Here is a 21,199-nt window from a genome sequence, read left to right on the forward strand (position 1 = left end):
GGCGGGCTGTCGGCCCGGAGAGTTATCCTGAGCGACACAGCAAACAGGAAGGACCCCGGCGCTGCCCGCCGTTTCTGTCGTACGTCTGGCGTTACCGTTGCGCGCGGAGGTTGAAATGCCACGAAAGGTCACCCCGGCCCAGTACAACCGCATGGTCGACGACTACAACCGTAAGCTGAAGCAGGCCGTCGACAAGCGCAACCGCGAAGTTACGGCGCACAACCGCAAGGTGAAGCGCGCCATCGACGACTACAACCGCGACGTGCGCGCGTACAACGCGCGCGTGCGTTCCAATCGACAGCGGCTCAACGCCGAGATCGCGCGACTCAACCGCCAGCGCTCGACGACCCGCTACGTCACGGTGCAGACCTCGACCATCGCGCTGCACACCGCGTACTCCCACGTCGACGAGCAGTCCGCACTGTGGAACGAGCGCGGACAAGAGCTGGCCGACTTGGCGGAAGCCGAGACGGCCAACAGCGCGCACGTCGCCAACACCCTCCTGGGCGAGACAGCCGCCGACGCGGAGGAGACCGAGGAAACGTCGCTCACCGACGAACTGTCCGCCCTATCACTAGACCTGCACAACCGCTGGGAGGGCGCCCGCTTCGCGATCAATCCGCGAAACCCCGACGCTGCGCGACATTTCTGCACCAGCGCCCGCGAGGTCATCGTGGAACTGATCAACATGAAGGCTCCCGACGCCGCGGTGCTGCAAGCCAAGCCGAACTGCGAGCGAGGACCGGACGGCAAGGCGGTCGCGCGGCGAGAGAAGATCGGTTACCTGCTCGATCTGAACGGCGCCAGCTACGAGGCCCTGGGCGACTTCATAGAGACCAACGTCAACGACGTGATGAACCTGTTCTCCCAGTTCAACAAGGGCACACACGGCACGGCAGGACGCTTCGACATCCCCACCCTTCGCACGATCAAGCACCGTGTCGAGGACTCGATTCGATTCCTATCCACGCTGGTCCGAGGCCTCAGCCGCTGACCCAGCCGTCAACGGCAACGCTGGTCACAGATCGCGGTCACGAGCGGGACCTCATCAACAGCCCGGGGCGCACGCGGCTTGCCCTGCGCTCATCTTAGGGTTCAGCTCAAGCTGGGCGGTTGGAAAACTTGACGAGAGCAGACGACCTCATCGTGCGTTCGATACCAGCCCGGCCCTCCGGGCACGTAAGCTCGCCACGAACAGCGGCCGCGCCGGAAAGAAGAGCCCCGTCATGATCACAGCGGATGACCAACTGATCGGCGTGCTGGCCGACCGGACCGGGCTGACCCGCGAGGCGCTGTTCGGGCATGTGGCGGTGGCCCGCGTTCAGGGGGCGTTCTCCTATCCCCTGTCCGACGACGAGGTCGAAGACACCGTGCGCGAGATCATCGAGAACATGACCCGGGTGGTCCCCATCGGGCTTCCCGCCGAGGCCGATCCGGCATCGCAGTATGTGTGGCTGCAGGAGATAACAGCCCATTACGTCTCGGCGGAGACCCGCATGGTTCTTATCCGCATCGACAGCGCCGGTCGGACGCCGGCCCGGCGATCACCAGGCGAGGGCTACGATCCGCTGACCGACGGCTGGGACCTGGACCCGGAAGACTATGACGACGAACTCGTCCGGGACGCTCAGCAGTGGACCTGGTGGCAGTGGGTGAAGGCAGCCGGCGTGCGTGAGATGTGGCGGATGCCAGATCCGTACGTCGGCGCAGACAGCGACGTCCCATTGGATCGGGCCCTGGACGAGCGCAGGCGTACCGGCGACGAGGCCGCATACCGGAGGGCATTGAAGCAGATCCGCAACGCGAACTACCGCGACATCGACGCCTGGGCGCACTCGGGCCACGAGGCGCTCGCACGAGCGGACGCCGTGGCCAGCCGCTCCACGACGGCCAACCGTCGGCGTTGCGCCGCGATCATCGAAGCACTGGGGTACTACCAAACCGGGGTCGCCGTTGGTGAGTTGAGCCTTCCCTCTCGCTTCACCGGCGTCATGGCCTGGTCATCGATTCAGAACCGCCCCTTCTTGCGCGCCCGTCATGGCCTCGCGCTCGCTTGGTGGCGCCTGGGTGAGTTCGACATCGCCGGCACGGTCGTGAGGACAACGTTGTGGGTCAACCCTGCGGACAATCAAGGGCTGCGAGACCTGTTGTCACCCATTGAGGAACGTATTCCGTATGAGAAAGCCTCCATCGACTAAGGGGGCGTACGGTCCCCACGCTATGACCGCGCTTGATCGCGCGAGAGGCAGGGGACCTGCAGCGGTCCGTGACAGTTCTGTGCGTGAAGAACTCCAGCAGAAGGCCCGGCCGCCTGCGCCAGCAGGTCCAGCGGTTGATGGAGCTCACCGACCCTGTGCAGGCCACCGCTCTCACCGCCGCCCATCCCCGGGGAAAGGACCTCAGTGAGCGCGCCGCCTGGGCCGCCTACGCTCAGCACGTTGTCGACGTGCTGAGCGAGTACTTCGAGGAGTTACGTACCCCGCACACCGCCGAGGTCGTCATCACTTCGGTGGAGCGTCAGCTGCGCGCCCCTGCCTCGGGCTGGGAGGTCATTCTCGACAGCGGGTATGTGGCCAACTGGTCACTCAAGCCTGGCGAGGCCGGTGGCCTGCGGGTGGCGTGCCGCCGCCCGGCCACCGATGCCGATCTCGAACACGAGCGTGAGCTGACCGCGCTGATTCAAGACGGCGCACCGTGATCCGTCCCCGGCCAGACCGCGAGCGATCCAGCGCCCCGACTGGCCCGCCCCGGTCAAGGGCGGGCGCCTGGTGCTCATCGCCGACGGAAGGACGTCACAGCTCGACCGGGTTCAGAGGGTAGCGGGCGCCGTCGTCGCCGAGCAGGGACAGCTGCCCGTCGACGAAGACCACGCTGCCCTCGGAGGGTTCGCCGTGGTCGTCCATCAGATAGTTGACCCGCGAGGCGGTCAGCATCAGCACGCCGTTGCCCAGGTGGGTGATGCCTTTGAGGCTGTACCAAGAGGGCAGCTTGTGGCTGGTCAGGCGTTCGGCGACGTCAAGCGGCACCACGGTGGTGAACGCCGCAGCGGCGTGTCCGTGCAGGCTGAGTGGCACCATCGCAGCAAGGCGGCGGTTTCCCGGCGGGGCGCTGTCGCCTGCCGGGCTGGCAGGCCCGTCATAGGGGCCGAGCTCATGAGTGGTGACGTAGTAAATGACGCTTGCCATGACGCCTGCCACGTCGTCGGAAGGGGTCAGACGCTCGTCCTCGGTCAGGACGATCAGCCAGTCCTCCAGGGACAAGGCATGGTCGGGGTACTCCAGCGGGGCCTGCCCGGCACGGTATCGCTGGCTGGAGCGGCCCTCCCGGTGGTTCCACCACGAGGTGACCACCTCCACCAAAGGGCCGGTGCCGGTGTAGACGGTCACCACCTCATCCGCGTCCCGCACGGCCATGCGGATCGGCCGGGTGGCGGTGACGACCAGGTAGCCGTTGCCGGTGGTGCGCAGGTGCAGGTGAGCATCCAGCCACCACCGCACCCCGCCGGCCTCCGGGTCGCACCAGGCGTTGAGGTGCACTGTGTCCTTGTCCTCACGCTGAGTCCACACTGACACGGCGTGGTCGCTGCGCCGGTGCAGATCGGCGCAGCCCTCCCGCAGGCGGCGCGCGGCCTGGCTGTCCGACAACCGGGCCAACTCCTCGACCGCGGCCATACCCGTTGACTCGGGCAGCATCAGCCAGACGTCGTCGAGAGCGACGGTGTCGCCGTCGACGACGTGAGCCAGGGCCGCCAGGGCGGCGGGGCCACGGCTGGCCTCGTAGCGCTGAAGTTCCTCGGCCCGCTGCGCCCAGCGGGCACGGTCAGCGGCTGTCGGCTCCTCACCGTCGAGGATCATGTCCAACAGAGCGCGGTCATCGTGGGGGTTTCTCATCGGTGCTTCCCTCCTGGAGGTGTCGGTCGGCCTGTCCCGGGCGGGACGGGTCGTGGACCCCTCAAAGGGGCGATAAGAATTTCCGTCCTCTGCTAATGACAGATGGACGAAACTACTTCAGGTCCCTGACCTGGGGTTTGTGTAGCTACGGCGAATCAGTCGATCCAGTACTGCGGAAGGTCCACGGTGCCGCCGTTGGTGCCGGCGAGGGTATAGGCGTCGGTGCGGCGCAGGCTCACGGTAAGGCCCGCCTCCTCCAGCACCACGACGGCTCTGGTGATCAGCTCTGCCGCCTGTCGCGCTCCGGCCAGGCCGGAGTACTGGGCGGCGGTCAGGTAGGCGCGAGGCGTCTCATGCCACAAGGTGACGTCCAGTGCGCTGTCGGCCGAAGGCGTCGCCGTCCCGAGTGGGATTCCCGCTTCGGTGAGCAGGTGCAGGGCGCGCCAGCGCGCGGCCTCGGGCGCCAGCGGCAGTCCCCGCTTCTCGGCGATCTGGGTGTGGCTGTAGCCGGTCGCGGCCGCCGCGGCCCGGTCCGACACCCCGTTGGTGCGCGTGCCACGCACACGGCTGATCGGCGGGTCGGTGGCCTGCAGCACGGCCAGGCGCCGCCGCTCCAGTGCCTGTATCTGTTCGGTGAGCCATCGCAGGTGATCCAGGGCGGTGGTGGGCTGCTCCAGCGCGGTCGCGCTGGCGATGACCTCCTCACCTGTGTAGAGCGTCGCTCTGCGCTCCCCGGGGTCCTCGGCGCGCTGCCCGATGAGGGTGTAGGCGGCCACGCCTGCGGCGAGCGCCACGGCCATGCCGTCGTCGATGACGACGCTGTGGTCGTCGTCGCTGATACTGACCGCGTTCGCCTGGAGCGTCGGTGACGCCGCGGCGAGAGCACGGTTGGCGTCAGCGAGCGGCCGGCCGTTGTTGTGGGTGACGGTGTAGTGGGTGACGCGCACCTAACAACCTCCCAATCTGTGGCAACTTTCCTGCCACAATACTATGGCAGGAAAGTTGCCACAGAGGTTTGGAGAAGATGAAGGCAGCGAAACCGACCACCGACGAACCCCCGAGCGGTTGGGCCGAGAGGGTGTCGGCCGACCCGTCTCGGGTGGCCGCACGGGGAAGGCTCAAGGTGGAGCGCCCGCCCGGGACACCGCGCCCGAACGAGATCGGCGAGCGATACGAGCGGTGACCTTCACACAGGTCAGATAGGGCATGCCCGGTCGATGAGAGCCAAGGCCCGATCAATATGTGCTCGCGCATCGGCGGTTGTTCCAGCAGCTAACGCCCCGGTGGCGGCGTGCAGTTCGGTTCGGGCATCGGCGTATTCAAGATCGTCGCCAAGGGTGTCCAGCGCCTGCTGGATAACGTCTTCTATCCTCGGGGCCGGCAGGCCGTAAACGCTCATGCCCGGCGCGCCCGTAGCTTCGCCCGTCACCGGGCCACTCCTGCGCACACTGGTGCACCTGCTCCTTCGTGATTGGAAGCGCTCCTTAAGCGTCCTTGCCGCAATCTCGAGCCTGCCCCATCCCCTACGCTGCATGGCTGATCAGGCGGACCGAGTTGTCTGGCGTCTTGGTGAAGCCGTCGCTCACCACATTCTCGCCTTCCTCGCGCACCCCTCCCCGGCCCGGTGCCCCTCGACGCCGCAGACCCAGCAGTATGCGTCTGCTTCTGCACACTCTTCCTCGTCTTCCTCTTCGACGCCCCAGGGGTCCCAGAGACCCAAGGGGTCGCAGTCGCCATGTTCAAGGTTGGGATCCGCGTTTGCCGCGTGGTCCTCGGATTCCTGGTCTCGATCCTCTTCTGGATCCATCAGCGTCTCGATCCTCGGTGGCTCCGGAGTGGTTGCGGTGCCTGGATCGTTGGCAGCCCGGGTTCTCGGAACGCTGGAAGGCTCGGCCGTAGGCCGACCGCGTAGCGGCATGGCCTTCCAGCGTTCCGAGGTTCCGGGGTAGATCCAGAAAAGGCACCGAAACCACTCCCTCCTGAGAGGAGACGCTGTACCCGCAGATCGAGCGCCCGGCCGGGCAGGACGGCTTGCTGCTTCAGCCCTGGGCCGGTAAGACAGCGACGGCTCCTCAGGCCCGCTCGGCGCCTCGGAGGAGATCGCGGCGCTGTGGGCGCGAAGCACTCTCTGGTCTGCGGCGCCGACGGTGTGCATGGATCGACTGTGTGACACCTGGTTGACCAGATTCACCTTCCTGGCCTCGCGACCGACCGTGATCGCGATGATCGCGGGGGTGGATAGCTGTTGCGAGTTCTGTCAGTGAATATCAGCTCTCCTATAGTTCTATAGTGATCGTGTGAAGCTTTCCGAGTGGGCGGCACGCAATGGCGTTCACTACCAGACCGCGTGGACATGGGCGAAAGAGGGCCGCATGCCGGTCCCGGTCGTCCAGACGCCGTCTGGTACGTGGCTCATCGCGGAGCCCGCACCGGAAACCTCGGGCCGGGTGGTGGTGTACTGCCGCGTCTCCTCGGCCGACCAGAAGAACGACCTTGACCGACAGGTCGCCCGCGTCGTGCAGGGCGCGACCGCGCTCGGCATGCCGGTCACCGAGGTGGTGACCGAGATCGGCTCCGGGTTGAACGGCCGCCGCCGCAAACTGCACCGCGTACTGGCCGATCCAAAGGCGACAGTCGTGGTGGTGAAGCACCGCGACCGGCTCGCCCGCTTCGGCGTCGAGCATCTGGAAGCCGCGCTTTCCGCATCCGGCAGGCGCCTGGTCATCCTCAACCCCGAGGAGACCACCAACGATCTGGTACGCGACATCACCGAGGTTCTGACGTCGATGTGCGCCCGACTGTATGGGCGGCGCGCCGCGAAGAACCGGGCGGCGCGCGCCATCGCCGCCGCTACCGGCGAGGCAGCCGAGTGAGCCTGACACTCACCTGCGCCTACCGCTTCGCTCTCGACCCGACCCCGCGCCAGGTGGGCGCGCTGCTGCGGCACTGCGGCGCCGCCCGGACGGCGTTCAACTGGGGCCTGGCTCAGGTGAAGGCGAACCTCGGCCAGCGGGAGGCGGAACGCTCCTACGGCGTCGCCGAGGATGAGCTGACGCCGTCGTTCGGCTGGTCGATGTACTCGATGCGCAAGGCGTGGAACCAGGCCAAGAACCAGGTTGCGCCTTGGTGGGCCGAATGTTCCAAAGAGGCGTACGCGACCGGCCTGGACCAACTCGCCCGAGCGCTGGGCAACTGGTCCGACTCCCGCAACGGCAAGCGCAAAGGCCCGCGTATGGGCTTTCCCCGTTTCAAGCCGAAGCGGAAGACGAACCCGTCGTGCCGGTTCACCACCGGAACCATCCGGGTGGAGGCCGACCGTCACCATGTCACGCTGCCCGTTCTGGGCACGATCAAGACGCATGAGTCCACCCGCAAGCTACACCGCCGCCTCACCGGCGGCACCGCCGTGGTGAAGTCCGCGACCGTACGCCGCGAGGCCGGACGCTGGTTCGTGTCGTTCACCGTCGAAGTGCGGCGCACCGAGTCGACCCCGGCCCGACCGGACGCGGTGATCGGCGTTGACCTCGGCGTCAAAACCCTGGCGGTGTTCTCCGATGGACGCCCGCCGGTTGACAACCCCAAGCACTACGACACCAGCCGCCGCAAGCTGCGGCGGTTGTCTCGTACGGTGTCGCGCAGGCAAGGGCCGGACCGGCGCACCGGAGGGCAGCCGTCGAAACGGTGGCAGCGCGCCAACGCCGCCCGCAACCGGACCCACCACCGCACCGCCCGCCTGCGCGGGGACGCGATCCACAAGCTCACCACGAGCCTCGCCCGCGAGTACGGCACCGTCGTGGTCGAAGACCTCAACGTGTCGGGCATGCTCAAGAATCGCAAACTCGCCCGCGTCATCGCCGACGCCGGATTCGGCGAAATCCGGCGGCAACTCGCCTACAAAACCGCCTGGAACGGTGGGCGGCTCGAAGTCGCCGACCGCTGGTTCCCCTCCTCCAAAACGTGTTCCGGATGCGGTGCGGTGAAACCCAAACTGCCGCTTCGAGTACGTACCTACATGTGTGAACCGTGCGGCCTGGTCATCGACCGGGACGTCAACGCAGCGCTCAACCTCGCCGCTTTGGTGAAGCGGCACGTCGCCGGGAGTGGCCCGGAGACGTGAAACGGACGTGGAGCCGACCGTAAGACCGGGCGTGGCCCGGCAGGTGGCTGTGAAACGTCTACCCCGCACCGGGCGGTCCCCGCCCGGGTCAGACGGGGACTTTCGCCCGGTAACGGGCGAATCACTGAGGATCATTGATACCTCGGTGAACGGTTGACTCGGTGTTCGACCTGCCTGCTGTGCTGCGTCCGGGAGTGCGCCAGGACGGTGAACATGACGCGCCCGCGGCGGATGAGGAACCGGCAGCCGCACTCCCGGCTGACAGCGGCGCATCGGAGGTGAGCGCCGGTGAGGACTCCCGGCCGGTCGGCGGCCGAGTCCCCGGCCGGATCGGTGATCACTCTGTGGGCGTCGAGGTGGGAGCTGCCGCCGCAGCGCGGCACCGTGAAGGAGACGGCGATCGGCTCTCCTCGCCGCCAGCCGAACAGGTGACGCCGAGATCGCAGGAGGAGGACGCTCCCACTTCGGGTGTGGATCCCGCGCACCTCGGCGAGCACGCAGCTGAACCGCGGAGCGCGGGGGCATCGCAGGAACATTCCGCTCCCCCTCATGAGATGAGGTACCGCCTGTAGGCCACCGTCAACCGGCGGCGGACAGGCGGTGCATGAGGGGGTTGTCAGCCGATGTCGAGCGGCTCTTTGCCGTCATCGATCTTGAACTTGGCGATCTGGCGGCCGTTGAGGTCGAAGGTCGACCAGTGCGGCAGGTCGCCGTGCAACAGGGACAACATCCGCAGATAGGCGCGGGCGGTGTCGATCTCGATCTGCCACAGCGCCCGTACCTCGGTGCCGTCCTCGTGAGCCAGCGTCACGCAGATGTGAGCGCCGGGATCACATTCCGGCCGCCCGAACGTCTCGGTGACGAAGGGAGTGTCATACCCGGCCAGGGCCACCCAGTCGGCGGAGCGGCGCAGGCGCGCCGTCAGATGGCCGAGGTGGTCCTTGGCCTGCTCCAGGTCGATGTCCCACCCGGTGTTGCTGGCGGTCGCCTCAAGGACGATCTTGATGCTGATGCCGCCGCCGGTCCCATAAGCACTCATGTGCCCCTCCATGTCATAGGTGAGGCGGATAGGTAGCACAGACGCTCGCTTAGGTCTTCCCTCGCTGGTGGATCGCCTGTTGTCCGCTTCGCGGCGGACGATGCCAGGCGGGCAGGGGTAGTGTCTGCCTTCGTTTCCCGGCCTGACTTCACCTGGCGAAAATCGCCAGGCGCCGCTGCCGACTCGGCTGGATCGGCCCCTTTCGCGCTGCTATCGACGCCCGGGGCGCACGGTGGAGATGGCCTTCACCTCAGCCGTGGTCGGGCAGCGAGGCCTTCCGGGCAGCACCCAACGGCGCCCGCCCCGAAGGAGATGACCGTGGCGGTGTGGGCGGGTGGGCCGGCTGGACGGTGAGGTAGCTGCCGGTCCGCGCGGTGACCCGGCCGACCTGCTCGGCCGGATCCAGCGCCTTGACCGCGAGCAGGTAGCCGTCGCCACCGTCGTCGAAGACGATCTCGTGTCCGGCGATGGTGATGACGACGGGCTCGCGTGGGGTGGCGAGCGTGTAGTAACGCCGTCTGTACCAGCGCAATACCTTCCGGTCGTCGCGAGCCACCTTGGCGAACAGGAGCCGGGCGCCGCCTGCGCGGAGCCGCTCTTCGGTGGCGGCGAGCAGCGCGGAGCCGACGCCGGCCCCGCGGGCGTGCTCAGCCACCGCGAGCATCTCAAGTTCGGCGAGCGCGTGAGTCAGATGCCGCTGCCCGGCGGGGCCCAGCTCGGCGTACGCCTCGATGAGCAGCACCGGCGGGCAGGTGTAGGCCAGCCCGATCAGTGCGTCATCGCCGTCGCAGGCCACCAGCGCACACCCTGAGCCGTAGGGCAGCGGTACGAGGCCGCCGTGCTCGTCGATCCCTGCGGCGAACGGCCCCGGCTCGGTCAGCGTGTCGTTGTTCATGCCGAGCGCGATCTTGGCGAGAGCTTCAGCGCCAAGCCCGTCGCCCGGCCGCGCTACGCGGATCATTGTCACGCTCTGAGACGATACGACGGCCCAAGGGAGGCTGCATCCGCTGCCGGTGAGCGCTCGAACGCGGTCAGCGTGGCGGCCGTCGCCGGGCGTGGCCGCTCAGGCGGTGCGGGCCGTTTCGATCTGGGCCGGTGAGCGGCAACGGGCCCAGGTTCCGCAGCGGCCCTGCGGCGCTCCGCGCGTGGTCGCGTCGGATCGGCGGCGCGGCCCGAAGCGCCCGCCACATCGGGTGCGGCGGCTCTACGCCTTAGGCGTTTGCCGGTGGAGCGTGCCTTTTTCGGGGGTTGCTCTCGCGTGGCCCGCCCCAGGTGATGGTGTGGTCGGGGTGGTCGAGCCATAGGTTCTGGCCGCCGGGAAAGACCGTGATGCCGAACCGGCTGCGCTGTGGTTTCCCGGCGTAGAGCCATTCGGTGTAGGCGCCGTAGAGCTCGTCCCACAGGCGGCGCGGCCCGCTCTGGGTGACTTCGAAGGCATCAGCTCCAGCAGCCACCTCACACGCCGCCCACGACAGCCCGTCCAAGGTCTCCAGCACGGTCGTGTGCCCCCAGCCGTCGCCACATCGCGTCCGCCGGCTGTCGACGACGACGTCGGCCAGTAAGGCGGCGAGCATCAGCATGAGGCCGCCGCCGCGCTCCCCGCGTAAGTCGGCGAGGGTCCGCGGATCGAATCGTGTCGTGGAGTGCGCGGTGTCCTCCCTGGGGTGCGTCGTGGCCGGGCGGCGCTGGGAGCGCAGCATCATGAACCCGGCCGGGCCGGTGAAGCGGCCGATCGCGCTCCCGTCTGCTGCGACGTCCAAGACGAGCTGCTGCCCGCCTTGGTCGGCGGTGGGGGCCGGCATGAACGGGGCGACGATCACCCCGCCCGGCCGGGTCTGCTCCACCCACGTGTAGGGGATGTCACGCACCCCGCAGGTGACGTGCACCCGGTCATAGGAGCCCCCGGCCGCAGGGGCGGCGGCGCCGTCGCCGGTGAGGAGACGGGGCGCGAACCCGGCTTTGCGGAGGTTGCGCGCGGCGCTCTCGGCGAGCATCTCGTCGACCTCGATCGAGGTGACCTGGCCATCGCCCAGGCGCCAGGCCAGCGCGGCGGCCGTCCACCCGGTGCCGGTGCCGATCTCCAGGACCCGGTGGTGGTCGGCCAGGTCCAGCAGGTTCAAAAACGCCAGAGAGATCGAGGGAGCCGACAGCGAGCACGTCGGGGTTCCGGAAAGATCCGTTACGTCGGTGGCGCCCTCATCGCGCTGGGTGATGATGGAGCAGTCGGTGTAGATGGCGTTCCACCAGTCGGTGGAGGCGTCCTTGCGGTCGATGACTCGCGACGCTGTCCTGGGATGGTAAGCGGCGGCATAGGCCCGGGAGGGAACGAACAGGTGGCGGGGGACCTCCTGCACCATGCTGGCCCACAGGCGGCTGGTGTAGTCGCGGACGTCTAAGACACCGTGCTCGGCCAGATGAGCGGCCAAGACCGCGGCGCGCTCTCGAAACCACGCCGACTCCCACGCGGGCATGCTGGCTCCTTCTAATCGTCGCTGGTGTCGACACCCGGGTCACACCCCGGGTTGCAGGACGGCTCGCACGGGGCGCACTGGCCGTCGTTGTCGGGCCCGCACAGCGCGTGCGGCTGCACGGTGGCCGCGATCAGCTCGGCGTGGTCACGCATCGTCTCCAGCGCTCGCGCCAGCCCTACGGCGCGGACATCACCGCAGAGCATCCACCGCGACATCGGACACGGGGTGAGCGATCCGTCCGGCAGGACGGCCGCTGACCCGCGGCCGCAGTTGCCGCACAACTCGGTGATGTCGGGGGCGCCTCGCTGCGGCCGGCCCAGCACCCGCAGCCGGTCCGTGCCGATCTCGCTCACGCCAAGCCCAGCCAGCAGTTCCTTCGCCGGGGCGATCCGCTGGCCGGTGTTGATGTGGACCAAGCCGGCTCGCAACCGGATGCCCCGGCTCAGGGCCTCGGCGATGTTGGCCTGGGTGCGGGGCAACGTGTTGCGTCCGGTGATCCGCATGTGCTCGACCGGGTCGTCGGAGTAGAAGCTGGTGGCCAGTCGGACGCCCGGCTGGGAGAACACCTCCCACATGGCGGCAGTGACGTGCAGTACCGGTAGGCCACTGGCGAGGTGCCTGCTGGTGCAGGTCCTTTTCCCGTGGCCCCCGGCCCGAACCCGGTGTGCAACTTTCATTGCCGCGGGCTCTCCAGTGACTGCTGCGTGAGAACTGGGGTCATTCCCTCATGGATGGACTCATGGCAGGGCGGGCAGACCATCAATGTCTTGCGTCGCATCCTGGTCATGAGTTCGACCCACGCGGGTCGGGGGGAGTTCGTACTCATCAGATCGGCGAGGGATTTGACCTGATGCACATGTACATCGGCCGTGTTCTCGCAGAGTTCGCATCTCCTCCGTTTGAGCCGAGTGATCAGCTCACTGCCCCGTGTTCGGGCGGATGTGTCGGGAATACGGTCGTGGATAACCGCTTTCCGGTGCCGCTTGAGTGGGATTCCACCGAACCTTGCGATCAGTGGTTTTCTGCCTGGCCTTTCGACACGGGCTTCAAAGCACCGTCTGCGCCCGTGCGGTGTGTTGATGACAGCCTTATACTTCTTGGCCATCTTCGTCACCGACGAGCGGTGCTTGGCCGCCAGCGTCTTGAGCATTGAGGTCAGCATGACCCCTTTGAGCCGGTCAAGTCTCCAGACATCACCGGCAGGCAGGTAGTACTGAACGATCCCCTGATACTGCATCCCATAGAGCCTGATGATGTTGTGGTCGGTCAGGGTTGTTAAGTGAGGCAGATGCGTGGGGTCGCCACGCTTGAGGTAGGGGGCACACTTGGCTTTGATCACCGATCGCGGCACCCGTAGGGCAACCTTGCCGTTGGTGTCGCGCGCACCTCGTCGGACTCTCCCGCCTCGGGAGATTTTGTCGTTGCGGTGCTGAATGGTGATTTCGTAGCCAAGGAAGCGGGCCGCGCCCGTTCGGGCGTGAGTGATGAGCGTCTTGTCCTCGTTGAGTTCTAGCATGAGGTCATCACGCAGGAACGTGGCGAGACGCTGTTTGATCTCTTCCGCTTCGGCTTTTGGTCCGATGAACCCGAGTAGATGATCGTCGGCGTAGCGGATATATCGCAGCCGCCGGTAGCCGGGGTCCTTGGGGTCCCCGGACGGCAGGCGGCGTAGTTGCTCGCGCAGCTCTCGGACCTCGGGGTCCTTCTCTACATCCTCCTTTCGTCGTCTGAGCCTGGCACGAGCCCGCTTCAAGGCCTTCTCGACCTCGTAGTAGGCCGGATTTCTTTTTCTGACCTTTCCTCGGGTGTATTCCGGAATGAGCACTGTCTCGATGTATTTGTCCAACCGATCCAGGTAGATGTTGGAGAGGATAGGGGACACAACACCCCCTTGCGGGGCTCCGGAGAGCGTGGCGTTCCATACCCATTCTTCTAGATATCCCGCCCGCAACATCTGTTTTATCAAACAAAGGAACCTGTTATCATGGATTCTTTCCGAAAGCGTTCTGATCATGACCTGGTGGTCGAGTGATCCAAAGCAATCGGAAATGTCTCCTTCGATGAACCAGGTCGTTCCCGCCCATACGTTTGTCACCTCGGTCAGAGCCGTGTGGCATCCTCGGCGGGGACGGAAACCATGCGACCGGTCGGAGAATCGCGGCTCGTAATACGCTTCCAGGAGGAGTCGAATCACTTCGCCTACGAGCTTGTCCGACCAGGAGGGCAATCCGAGTGGGCGTTTCTTCCCGTTTGCTTTCGGGATGTAGACCCTACGCGCGGGCATGAATCGGTAGCGCTCGTGGCGCAACGCATCGATGATGCGCTCGATCTTGCTCTCGGACATGCCGTCAGCGGTCTCTCCGCAGACCCCCGGCGTCATCGCTCCCTGGTTGGAGTAGATCCGCTGGTAGGCCAGAAGATACAGATGTGGGTTGAACAGTTGTCGATACAGCTCCTCGCACGGCAAGTCACGTCTGCCTCTTTCACGCAGGACATCCAGCACTGTTTCGGCGCTCTGCATTACGCATACCTCCCAGCTTCGGACATCCGATCACCTGGCCCCCTTCGCCCTGTGGGCGGCTTTCCCGCCCTCCCTGGCAGGTCGTTACTCCTGCGACTACTACGAGGCCTCCGTCGCCATAGGGCTCGCGCCCCTTAGGCGATCCCACGTTCGTCTCCGTCGTACGTATCTAGCGCGACTTAGGCGTCCCATTCATCTCCTTGAATTCCCTCATTGGGAATCGTTTCGCGACCCGAAGGTTGCGGTGGATATCTAGTTACTCCGCCACAGGGTGCGACACCGGTCTCAGGCGTATATTTCCGGTGGATGATTCCTTGCATCGTCTGGAGATTGGGATTCAGGCAGTGTAGCTTTCGCCATATCGCGCGGGCCCCTCAGCGCATCGCTTCTACACCTGAACACGACCGCTGTTTTTCTGGCATGCTATTGTCCCCTTCACCTTTCGGATCCAGGTAAGCCATCAGGCCCAGGAACCTCCCTTCAGTTCCTCCCGGCTGAGCCGGGGATACGACGGAGCGCCTCGTGGCGCACCCAGGTTCGAGTACACCTCGACCTGGACCCCCGCGGCGAGGGCGTGACCGATCAGGTCGGGCAGCGGCCTGTACAGCGTGGGCTCGCCTCCGATGAACTGCACGAGCCGCACTCCCAAGGCCGCAGCCTCGTCGATGACGCGCGTCCAGTCCTGCGGGGTCATGACCCCGTCTGTGCCCTGCGGCGACGCGTTCGCATAACAGTGCAAACAAGTCAATTGGCACTTACCGGACACCTCCAGCCAAAGGAACCGGAGCGGAGCTGAGCCGCCAGGGTGAGCGTCGAGCTGGAGCGCAGTCACACTCGCTGCCTTCCTTCGAGCGCGGGCGAATCGTACGGGTTCAGCCGCGAGGATCCGCCCCCACTGGATGCCGGTCAACCCCTGCCGTGAGGCTGGCCCATGGCGGCCATGCTCCTGGGAGGCGTTCCACGCTCGCGCTACACGTTCACCGTGCAGGCAGCGACTGCCTGCACGGTGCTGGTGCGATGTCCGGCACATCCCACCGACCTGCCACGTCGGGCGCGATCTGGGCGCCGTTCGCGTCGCGCACAGGCCGCGTGACCTGCAGATCGTGGTGCCCCGCGCATCGGCTCACGCTCGCCGCGACGAGCACCCGCCTCAGGATCGGGCATGACATGGTGGCCGGCGCCAAGAGCGTTGACGAGGGCCCGGACGCAGGGACTTTCCACAGAAAGGGGTGCCTCGCCCGGGCAGCTCGCCGAAGAAGATCGGCCTTCGCCGCCGGGTAGGTGGTGCTCGCCTCAGCGGTGATCCGGCGGCCGATCGAGCGTTTCGTCACCGCGGCGCGTCCTGGGCGCACCGCGTGGGCCTGCGCGAGTTGGATCGGCTGCTGTGGCGGGGGTGAAAACGTCGGCGCCGCCGGGTAGTGTCAGCGGTGGCAGTCACGCCTGCCCTGCCCGAGCTGTACCGCGCGCCTACGCCGCGCACCGCAGCGACGAGGACAAGGTTCAGGACCGGCCCGGTCCCCAGAATCGCGGTGAGCCCCCGCATGGTTGCGATCATCTTGCTGCGGAGGCGCGTAGGGCCGCCGCTGACAAGGATCATCATGACTGCCAACCGGGCTCGCAAGAAGGCCGCCCGTCGCCGCGTCGACCGTGACGACGTCTCCTATCGCGAAGCGCGACGGCGCCTGCTGGCCGGGGATGACCCCGCCCACCGCCACCCCGCCCCGGACCTGTCGATCCTGGCCGACCTGCCGTACGCGGACGGCCGCCCGGTGGATGCGCCGCTGGCCGTCGCCGTGGTGGGGGCATGCCGCGCCGGATGTCGGCCGTGCCAGGAGACGCTGATCCCGGCGCTGCTGGCTGATCGGGCCACCGTCGCGGTGCTCGCGGGCGCCGTCTACGGGCTGTGGCCCACCGCGGGCCCGTTCGCCTCCTCGCCGACCCGGGCGTGGCATCCGCTCGTGCGGCAAGCGCATGAGTCCGGCGACGGCGCCCAAGCGTTCACGGCGCTCGAGGCGATGAGCGCCGACGAGCTCGCACAACTCCTGGACGACGCCCTCGCCCACTGGGCCGCCGGCGGCGCCGACATCAAGCCGATCATGCTCGACCTGGAGTTGGACGACCCCGACGAGGATGAGCAGGGGCCGGTGTACGCGCTCATCCCCGGCATGGCAAAGACCCCGCGCACCCCGCTGCCGCTGCTGTACCTGGAACCAGAGACCGGCCCCGCCGGCGCCGATGACCTGCTCACCCGCTGCGGCTGGCCGCGCTGGGACGTTCCCCCCCTTCCTGGCGCAGACCCCGCCTTGCCCGACCCCGACCCCCAATGGCGGGTCCGGATGAGCATCGCCCACCGGGCTGTCGAACAGATCGCCCATGTCGACGACGAGGGGCGGGACGACATCATCGTGGGGCAGGCGCTCGACCTGGTGCCGATGTCTGAGGACTGGTGGAACCTCGTCGACCGCGTCCAGCATGTGCTGCTGTGCGGCCCGGTCTCCGCGGACGGGCATGCCTCTCCGGCTGAAGCGCTGACGGCGGCCGTGGCCGCCGGCCCCGTGATGGCTGTGCTCGCCCGGGTGAGTTTCTGTTGACTTCCTCCGCCCGCCTGAAGGCGGGGGATTCCAACAGCAACTACCCCACGAGGAGGAGGTCGCGTTGAAGTTCACGGTTCACAGGCTCGCCCAATGGCTGGCCTCCCCGCGCAGCCATCCCATGCCCTGGGACGGTGTCACGAATGTTCTTTGCGGCGTTCACATCGGCGTTGGCCCGGTGCCCGCAAGCAACACAGACGAATCGAGATTGACTCTCTCTCGACTCAGCTGCGCGGTGTCCGCAGGCGTTGCAGATCTGCGACGTGAAACGCGGACTGATCCTCTGAACCCGGCCCGGAGCTTTTTGCTCCAACCGGGTGACGAGCTGGCCCCACCCGTTGGCGAGAATACCCCGATTGAGACCCGCCTTCTGGCGGACGTTCCGGCCAGGCTCGGCGAGAGTGCCCTTCGCCGAACGGGTCATGGTGCCGATCTTGAGGTCTTCAACGGCGATAACGTCGAAACGGCGTGCGAGATCAGTCGAGGTCTTCTCGATCCAGTCCTTACGCCGATCGGTCTCACGGGCCTTGAGGTGGGCGATAGCGGACTTGACCTTGCTACGCCGATTCGAACCCCGCTTGGCCTTGGCGAGCTTCCGCTGCAACCTCAGCAGCCGCTTCCGCTCTGTCTCACGCAGGGTAGGTGCGGTCAGCAGTTCACCCGTGGACAGCGCGGCCGACACGGTAACGCCCCGGTCCACACCAACAACCTCACCCGTACCCGGCATGGGAATCGGCTCAGGGATCGCGGCGAATGCGACATGCCAACGGCCCGCACGGTCGCGGGTCACCCGGTAGGACTTCGCTTCCGCGACGGTGCGCGACCAGCGGAACCGGACCCAACCCACCTTGGGAATCTTGGCCTCGCCGACGTTGCGGGAGACGCGGCGCACATCGCCAGACTTCACCCCAACAACGCGAAACCCTTCGCTCTGCTCGCGCTTACGCCAGGTCGGCTTGCGGTGCGTTGTCCCGAAAAAGTTCGCCATGGCTTGGGCGAAGTCTTTGAGCGCCTGCTGCTGAACGATGATCGACCCGGCGCGCAGCCACTCGAACTCTGCCCGCGCTTCGGTGAGTTGGCGGCACTGCTCCGCGAACCCCGGCGCCGACTTTGTGCCCGGTCGCCAGTGGGAGTGCTGCTCAACAGCCAAATTCCATACGAAACGGGCGTGCCTGCAATGCTCCAGCAACGCCGCCTCCTGGGCGCGCGAAGGCTGAAGCCGGTACCGGGACATGTCGGTCAATCTACCGAAAACCACCGACAAAACCCGGAGATCACTGTGCCCGACCGTTCCGCGTTTCCTCCCCATCCTGAAGGACAAGGCCTCCACGCTGGAGATATTCGGTGACCACCAATCCGAAGCCCGCTGTGGCCCGCCGCCGTACCACCGCCCACAGCGCCACTCAGCTGGTCCTCGCGCTGGGATGGACCGAGGACCAGCTGAACCGGGCCCGCGCCGCAGCCCTCGTGCCCGCACCTGACATGAAGACACCGAGATGGTCTGGCCCGGTCGTCGACGACCTCGTGGCCCGCCGCGCCGAGCTCTTGGCCCAGATCCCCGACGATCTGTCCGACTCGGAGTTCATGGCGTTGCTCGGGGTCGCCTACGGGGACTGGCGTCGCGGCCGCGAGGCCGGGCTCATCCCCGACCCCGACCGCACCCCGTACTGGACGCGCGCCCTGGCCGAGGAGGTGGCCGGCCGGGCCCAAGAGATCCGCCAGGCGATCCCGCCGCCACCGATGGGCGCTCGCCGCTGCGCCGAGCTGCTGGGCGAGCTGACCGGCCTGGAGGTCACCTACGACGACATCACCGACCTGGTCAAGCGCGGCTTGGCCACGGCGGTCGACGAGTACAAGGGGTGGGACCTGTACGACGTGGCCGAGTTGCGGAAGGTCGCGACCGAGCCCGAGCGGCTGGCCGTGCTCACCGAGGTGATCAGCGCCCGCACCGCGTGGCTGGCCGACTCCATCCTCCCCGCGGACGCCGCCGCCTGGCTGCGCTGGCGAGAAGAGGACCTGGCCCGGGTGGCGCGTGAGCGCGGCATCGCGCTGGGCCGGTTCGACCGCTACAGCAGGTCCGACATCGCGATCCTGTCGGGGGATGAGGAGTTCGTCGAGCAGGTCCGCCGCGAGCGCCTGCTCGGCCCCAACGAGTCGGCCGTCCACCTGGAGATGAGACGGGTCGACTTCGATCATGTCGTCGCCGCCGGGTGGGTGGAGCCCACCAGGTACGTCACCCGCGAGGTGGGCAGGCGCAGCACGGTGGAAGTCCCGCTGTATGCCGTGGGCGACCTGGAGGACGTCCTGGCCGAAGTGCCCGGCGTGGACTGGGAGGCCGTGCGCGCGGCCCGGCCCGGGGAGCCTTCTCCGCTGCGTGAGCACACCCGGCTGCCGGCCACCCGTGCGGCGGCGATCCGCGCCTTCTGCGGCGACCTCGGCCACACGTACACGGTGGAGGTGTGGCCGTCCTGGCAGCGACTGCGTCAACGGTGGACCATCGATTGGGAGCAGCGCGCGGACGGTCGCCCTACCGAGAAAGAGGTCGCCACGGCGCTCGCCAAGCACCGCGGCGCCAGCCCGTACGCAGAGGAGATCACCTTGTCCACCGCGGTGGGGGAAGTGGTTCGCTGGGCGTGGACCTGCCAGCAGCGCGGCGAGGCGGTGATCATCGACACCGAGACCACCGGCTTGAGCGGCGTCATCGTCGAAATCGCGATTTTGGATGCGTTCGACGGCAGGGTCTTGGTGGACACCTTGGTCGACCCGGGCGGGGTACCCGTCGAGGCCGGGGCACGCGCGGTGCACGGCATCACCGACGCGGAGCTGGCCAGCGCGCCTTCATGGGAGCAGGTGCTCCCCGCCGTCCTGGCCGCCATCGGCAATCGCAGGCTTTTGGCCTACAACTCATCCTTCGACGAGGCGGCGGTCAAGGCCACCCACGCCCACACCGGGCTGGATCCCGCCGTTCTGCCCGCCAGCAGCCGGTGGGAGTGCTTGATGAAGGCGCGCTCCACCTGGGCCCGCGTCAATCGCTGGTCTCCCCTGGGCGGTTGTCACCGCGCGCTGGCCGACGCCCAGGCCGCCTACCAGGTACTGCGCAGCATCGGTAGCCACGCCCGATGAGCGACCTGAAACGCGGCTCAATGACCCCCTATCGGCTCCCCGATGTCGGGGGGCCGGTAGTGGCTCCTGCGCTGGCCGGCGCAGCCGGTCCGATGACGCGGTTGGACCGGCTGCATCGCGCGGTCACCCGGGGCGATCCCGCGGCCCCGGAAGCGGCCTGCTGCCTGACGACCGCCCGCCACAGCGGACGCCTTGACCCCGCCCGCGCCGTGCCCGTCGACCAGGCCGACCCTGCTTTGCTGTGCCCGGTCGGCGGCTGCCGGATGCGCGCCTGGCCGCCAGGCCCCCGCACCACATCCAAGATCGAATGATGATTTTCTTCACGCTTATCCAGGGCGCCCGCCACGACGGGCGCCTTCTGCGTTCTCCAAACCGGTTGTCGCGTGAAGAGGCGATTGATCGCCTGCTGGGTGAGGGCTTCGCGCTGCTCGGCGCCGTCGCAGAGCTCGCCGATTCTCCAGTCCGTGTTGGCGCGGCGGCGTAACGTAGGCGTGTGCCGAAATCGCAACGTCGTGCCGCTCGTCGCACGAGGGAACGGTCCGGGGTATCGGGTAATCCTGCCCGCCGGGCGATGAGTGGCCCTGAGCACGTCGAGCAGCGGGCGCGCGCACGCCTAGGGGAGCACCTTACGCGCGTACCGGCCTCTGACCCGCTACTGGTGACCGGTACGCCCGCACTGTTCCTGTCCGCGATCGCCGCGGTCTTCGGAGCGCCCGTCGAAAGCTGCATCGATGACTGCGCCGCGCTCGTCCATGCCTACGCCCAGCTGGGCGTACCCGCGCATGTACGCTCTGCCGCGGTGGCTGTTTTGAACGTGCGCACCGGCGCAGCCGGCACATACGGTGCGCTCCTACCAGAATGGGAAGACGACAGAGTTCATGGGCACGCTGTCGTCTGGCTTCCTGCCCATGGACACCTCATCGACGTAACCGCTGAGCAGTTCCCCCTCATCGCTGCGGCGGAGAACGGCCCGGTCATCGTCGTCAGCGAGTCCCCGTCGCAGAACGCCGAGCACGCTGTGCTGCAACGGATCTCCGTCGACCTCCGTCCGCTGAGCGTGGAGTACGCACTGGCTGATGCGAAGATCACCAGCATTCTGCTCGACCATCCCATCGTCCGCGGTCAGGCCGCCGATTACCGCCGGCGAGGCCTCAACATCGCCACCGCAGCCGTGCATCTGCTCGCCCGCAATCTGCCGCCGGAAGCCGACGCGGACATGCCGCTGCCGCGGGCGGCCGCCCTCGTCACCGCGGCGCGTAACCTGCCGAACACAGTCACCCCTCAAGGAGAAGTGCGGTTCGTACTGGCCGAGCCCAGCGGCCGGCACCGATGGGTAGATGTGAGCCAGATCCCGCTGCCGGATGGCACACCCGAGGCTCTCGACGTCGCGCTGTAAGGCGGCACGTAAACGATTAAGCGTAGATCATGCGCCGCTGCCCCTTTTCGA

Annotated in this window: 21 protein-coding genes; 10 read left to right on the forward strand and 11 right to left on the reverse strand. The window is 67.3% G+C overall.

Annotation, left to right across the window (positions count from 1 at the left end; translation table 11 throughout):
- The first annotated feature begins 115 nt into the window (after positions 1-115).
- The 3 genes from ACQP0P_RS00295 (at position 116) to ACQP0P_RS00305 (ending at position 2,698) form a co-directional block, all read left to right on the forward strand.
- Positions 116-994, forward strand: a complete 879-nt coding sequence (locus ACQP0P_RS00295) for a hypothetical protein (protein WP_433358792.1) — start codon at positions 116-118, stop codon at positions 992-994.
- Positions 995-1,226: 232 nt separating this feature from the next.
- Positions 1,227-2,198: a hypothetical protein gene (locus ACQP0P_RS00300; RefSeq protein WP_433358793.1), complete on the forward strand. Its 972-nt coding sequence runs from the start codon at positions 1,227-1,229 to the stop codon at positions 2,196-2,198.
- An 83-nt stretch (positions 2,199-2,281) separates the two neighbouring features.
- Positions 2,282-2,698: a hypothetical protein gene (locus tag ACQP0P_RS00305; RefSeq protein WP_433358794.1), complete on the forward strand. Its 417-nt coding sequence runs from the start codon at positions 2,282-2,284 to the stop codon at positions 2,696-2,698.
- Positions 2,699-2,792: 94 nt separating this feature from the next.
- Here the strand turns inward: ACQP0P_RS00305 and ACQP0P_RS00310 are convergent, their stop codons facing one another.
- The 3 genes from ACQP0P_RS00310 to ACQP0P_RS00320 all read right to left on the reverse strand — a co-directional run bounded on the left by ACQP0P_RS00310 (position 2,793) and on the right by ACQP0P_RS00320 (position 5,319).
- Entirely contained in the window at positions 2,793-3,890 is a 1,098-nt protein-coding gene (locus tag ACQP0P_RS00310; protein ID WP_433358795.1) for a hypothetical protein, read from the reverse strand.
- Positions 3,891-4,045: 155 nt separating this feature from the next.
- Positions 4,046-4,837 carry a hypothetical protein gene (locus ACQP0P_RS00315; protein ID WP_433358796.1) on the reverse strand — a complete coding sequence of 264 codons (792 nt, stop codon included), beginning with the start codon at positions 4,835-4,837 and terminating at the stop codon, positions 4,046-4,048.
- A 248-nt stretch (positions 4,838-5,085) separates the two neighbouring features.
- A complete protein-coding gene (locus tag ACQP0P_RS00320) occupies positions 5,086-5,319 on the reverse strand; it encodes a hypothetical protein (protein WP_433358797.1) in 234 nt (77 codons plus the stop codon).
- A gap of 868 nt (positions 5,320-6,187) precedes the next feature.
- Here ACQP0P_RS00320 and ACQP0P_RS00325 point away from each other — a divergent pair.
- Together ACQP0P_RS00325 and tnpB are read left to right on the forward strand one after the other, a co-directional pair.
- Entirely contained in the window at positions 6,188-6,763 is a 576-nt protein-coding gene (locus ACQP0P_RS00325; RefSeq protein ID WP_433358798.1) for an IS607 family transposase, read from the forward strand.
- On the forward strand, positions 6,760-8,007 hold the full coding sequence (gene tnpB / locus ACQP0P_RS00330) for an IS607 family element RNA-guided endonuclease TnpB (protein WP_433358799.1): 1,248 nt from the start codon (positions 6,760-6,762) through the stop codon (positions 8,005-8,007). Before ACQP0P_RS00325 ends, tnpB begins: the two co-directional genes overlap by 4 nt.
- Before the next feature lie 131 nt (positions 8,008-8,138).
- Here the strand turns inward: tnpB and ACQP0P_RS00335 are convergent, their stop codons facing one another.
- The 7 genes from ACQP0P_RS00335 to ACQP0P_RS00365 form a co-directional block, all read right to left on the reverse strand.
- Positions 8,139-8,543: a hypothetical protein gene (locus tag ACQP0P_RS00335; protein WP_433358800.1), complete on the reverse strand. Its 405-nt coding sequence runs from the start codon at positions 8,541-8,543 to the stop codon at positions 8,139-8,141.
- Between the two features lie 80 nt (positions 8,544-8,623).
- A complete protein-coding gene (locus ACQP0P_RS00340) occupies positions 8,624-9,046 on the reverse strand; it encodes a hypothetical protein (RefSeq protein ID WP_433358801.1) in 423 nt (140 codons plus the stop codon).
- A 250-nt stretch (positions 9,047-9,296) separates the two neighbouring features.
- Complete coding sequence (locus tag ACQP0P_RS00345) at positions 9,297-10,007, reverse strand: GNAT family N-acetyltransferase (RefSeq protein ID WP_433358910.1); 711 nt, start codon at positions 10,005-10,007, stop codon at positions 9,297-9,299.
- Positions 10,008-10,257: 250 nt separating this feature from the next.
- Positions 10,258-11,517, reverse strand: a complete 1,260-nt coding sequence (locus ACQP0P_RS00350) for a methyltransferase domain-containing protein (RefSeq protein WP_433358802.1) — start codon at positions 11,515-11,517, stop codon at positions 10,258-10,260.
- 11 nt (positions 11,518-11,528) lie between these two features.
- Entirely contained in the window at positions 11,529-12,194 is a 666-nt protein-coding gene (locus ACQP0P_RS00355; RefSeq protein WP_433358803.1) for a radical SAM protein, read from the reverse strand.
- Positions 12,191-14,038, reverse strand: coding sequence for a reverse transcriptase domain-containing protein (locus tag ACQP0P_RS00360; protein WP_433358804.1), 1,848 nt, complete (start codon positions 14,036-14,038; stop codon positions 12,191-12,193). The genes ACQP0P_RS00355 and ACQP0P_RS00360 overlap by 4 nt, the downstream gene beginning before the upstream one ends.
- A gap of 460 nt (positions 14,039-14,498) precedes the next feature.
- Positions 14,499-15,068 (reverse strand): radical SAM protein, encoded by a 570-nt coding sequence (locus ACQP0P_RS00365; RefSeq protein ID WP_433358805.1) that lies wholly within the window; start codon positions 15,066-15,068, stop codon positions 14,499-14,501.
- Between the two features lie 568 nt (positions 15,069-15,636).
- On the opposite strand from ACQP0P_RS00365, the gene ACQP0P_RS00370 reads away from it, so the two are divergent.
- Positions 15,637-16,629 carry a hypothetical protein gene (locus tag ACQP0P_RS00370; RefSeq protein ID WP_433358806.1) on the forward strand — a complete coding sequence of 331 codons (993 nt, stop codon included), beginning with the start codon at positions 15,637-15,639 and terminating at the stop codon, positions 16,627-16,629.
- Between the two features lie 40 nt (positions 16,630-16,669).
- Here ACQP0P_RS00370 and ACQP0P_RS00375 read toward each other — a convergent pair whose 3' ends face one another.
- Positions 16,670-17,863 (reverse strand): RNA-guided endonuclease InsQ/TnpB family protein, encoded by a 1,194-nt coding sequence (locus ACQP0P_RS00375; protein WP_433358807.1) that lies wholly within the window; start codon positions 17,861-17,863, stop codon positions 16,670-16,672.
- 110 nt (positions 17,864-17,973) lie between these two features.
- On the opposite strand from ACQP0P_RS00375, the gene ACQP0P_RS00380 reads away from it, so the two are divergent.
- The 4 genes from ACQP0P_RS00380 (at position 17,974) to ACQP0P_RS00395 (ending at position 21,148) form a co-directional block, all read left to right on the forward strand.
- A complete protein-coding gene (locus tag ACQP0P_RS00380; RefSeq protein WP_433358808.1) occupies positions 17,974-19,752 on the forward strand; it encodes a 3'-5' exonuclease in 1,779 nt (592 codons plus the stop codon).
- Between the two features lie 101 nt (positions 19,753-19,853).
- A complete protein-coding gene (locus tag ACQP0P_RS00385; RefSeq protein ID WP_433358809.1) occupies positions 19,854-20,063 on the forward strand; it encodes a hypothetical protein in 210 nt (69 codons plus the stop codon).
- Positions 20,060-20,236, forward strand: coding sequence for a hypothetical protein (locus ACQP0P_RS00390; RefSeq protein ID WP_433358810.1), 177 nt, complete (start codon positions 20,060-20,062; stop codon positions 20,234-20,236). Before ACQP0P_RS00385 ends, ACQP0P_RS00390 begins: the two co-directional genes overlap by 4 nt.
- Positions 20,237-20,410: 174 nt before the next feature.
- Complete coding sequence (locus ACQP0P_RS00395; protein ID WP_433358811.1) at positions 20,411-21,148, forward strand: hypothetical protein; 738 nt, start codon at positions 20,411-20,413, stop codon at positions 21,146-21,148.
- The last annotated feature ends 51 nt before the right edge of the window (positions 21,149-21,199 follow it).

The organism is Streptosporangium sp. CA-115845, from assembly GCF_050943795.1.
Classification (GTDB): domain Bacteria; phylum Actinomycetota; class Actinomycetes; order Streptosporangiales; family Streptosporangiaceae; genus Streptosporangium.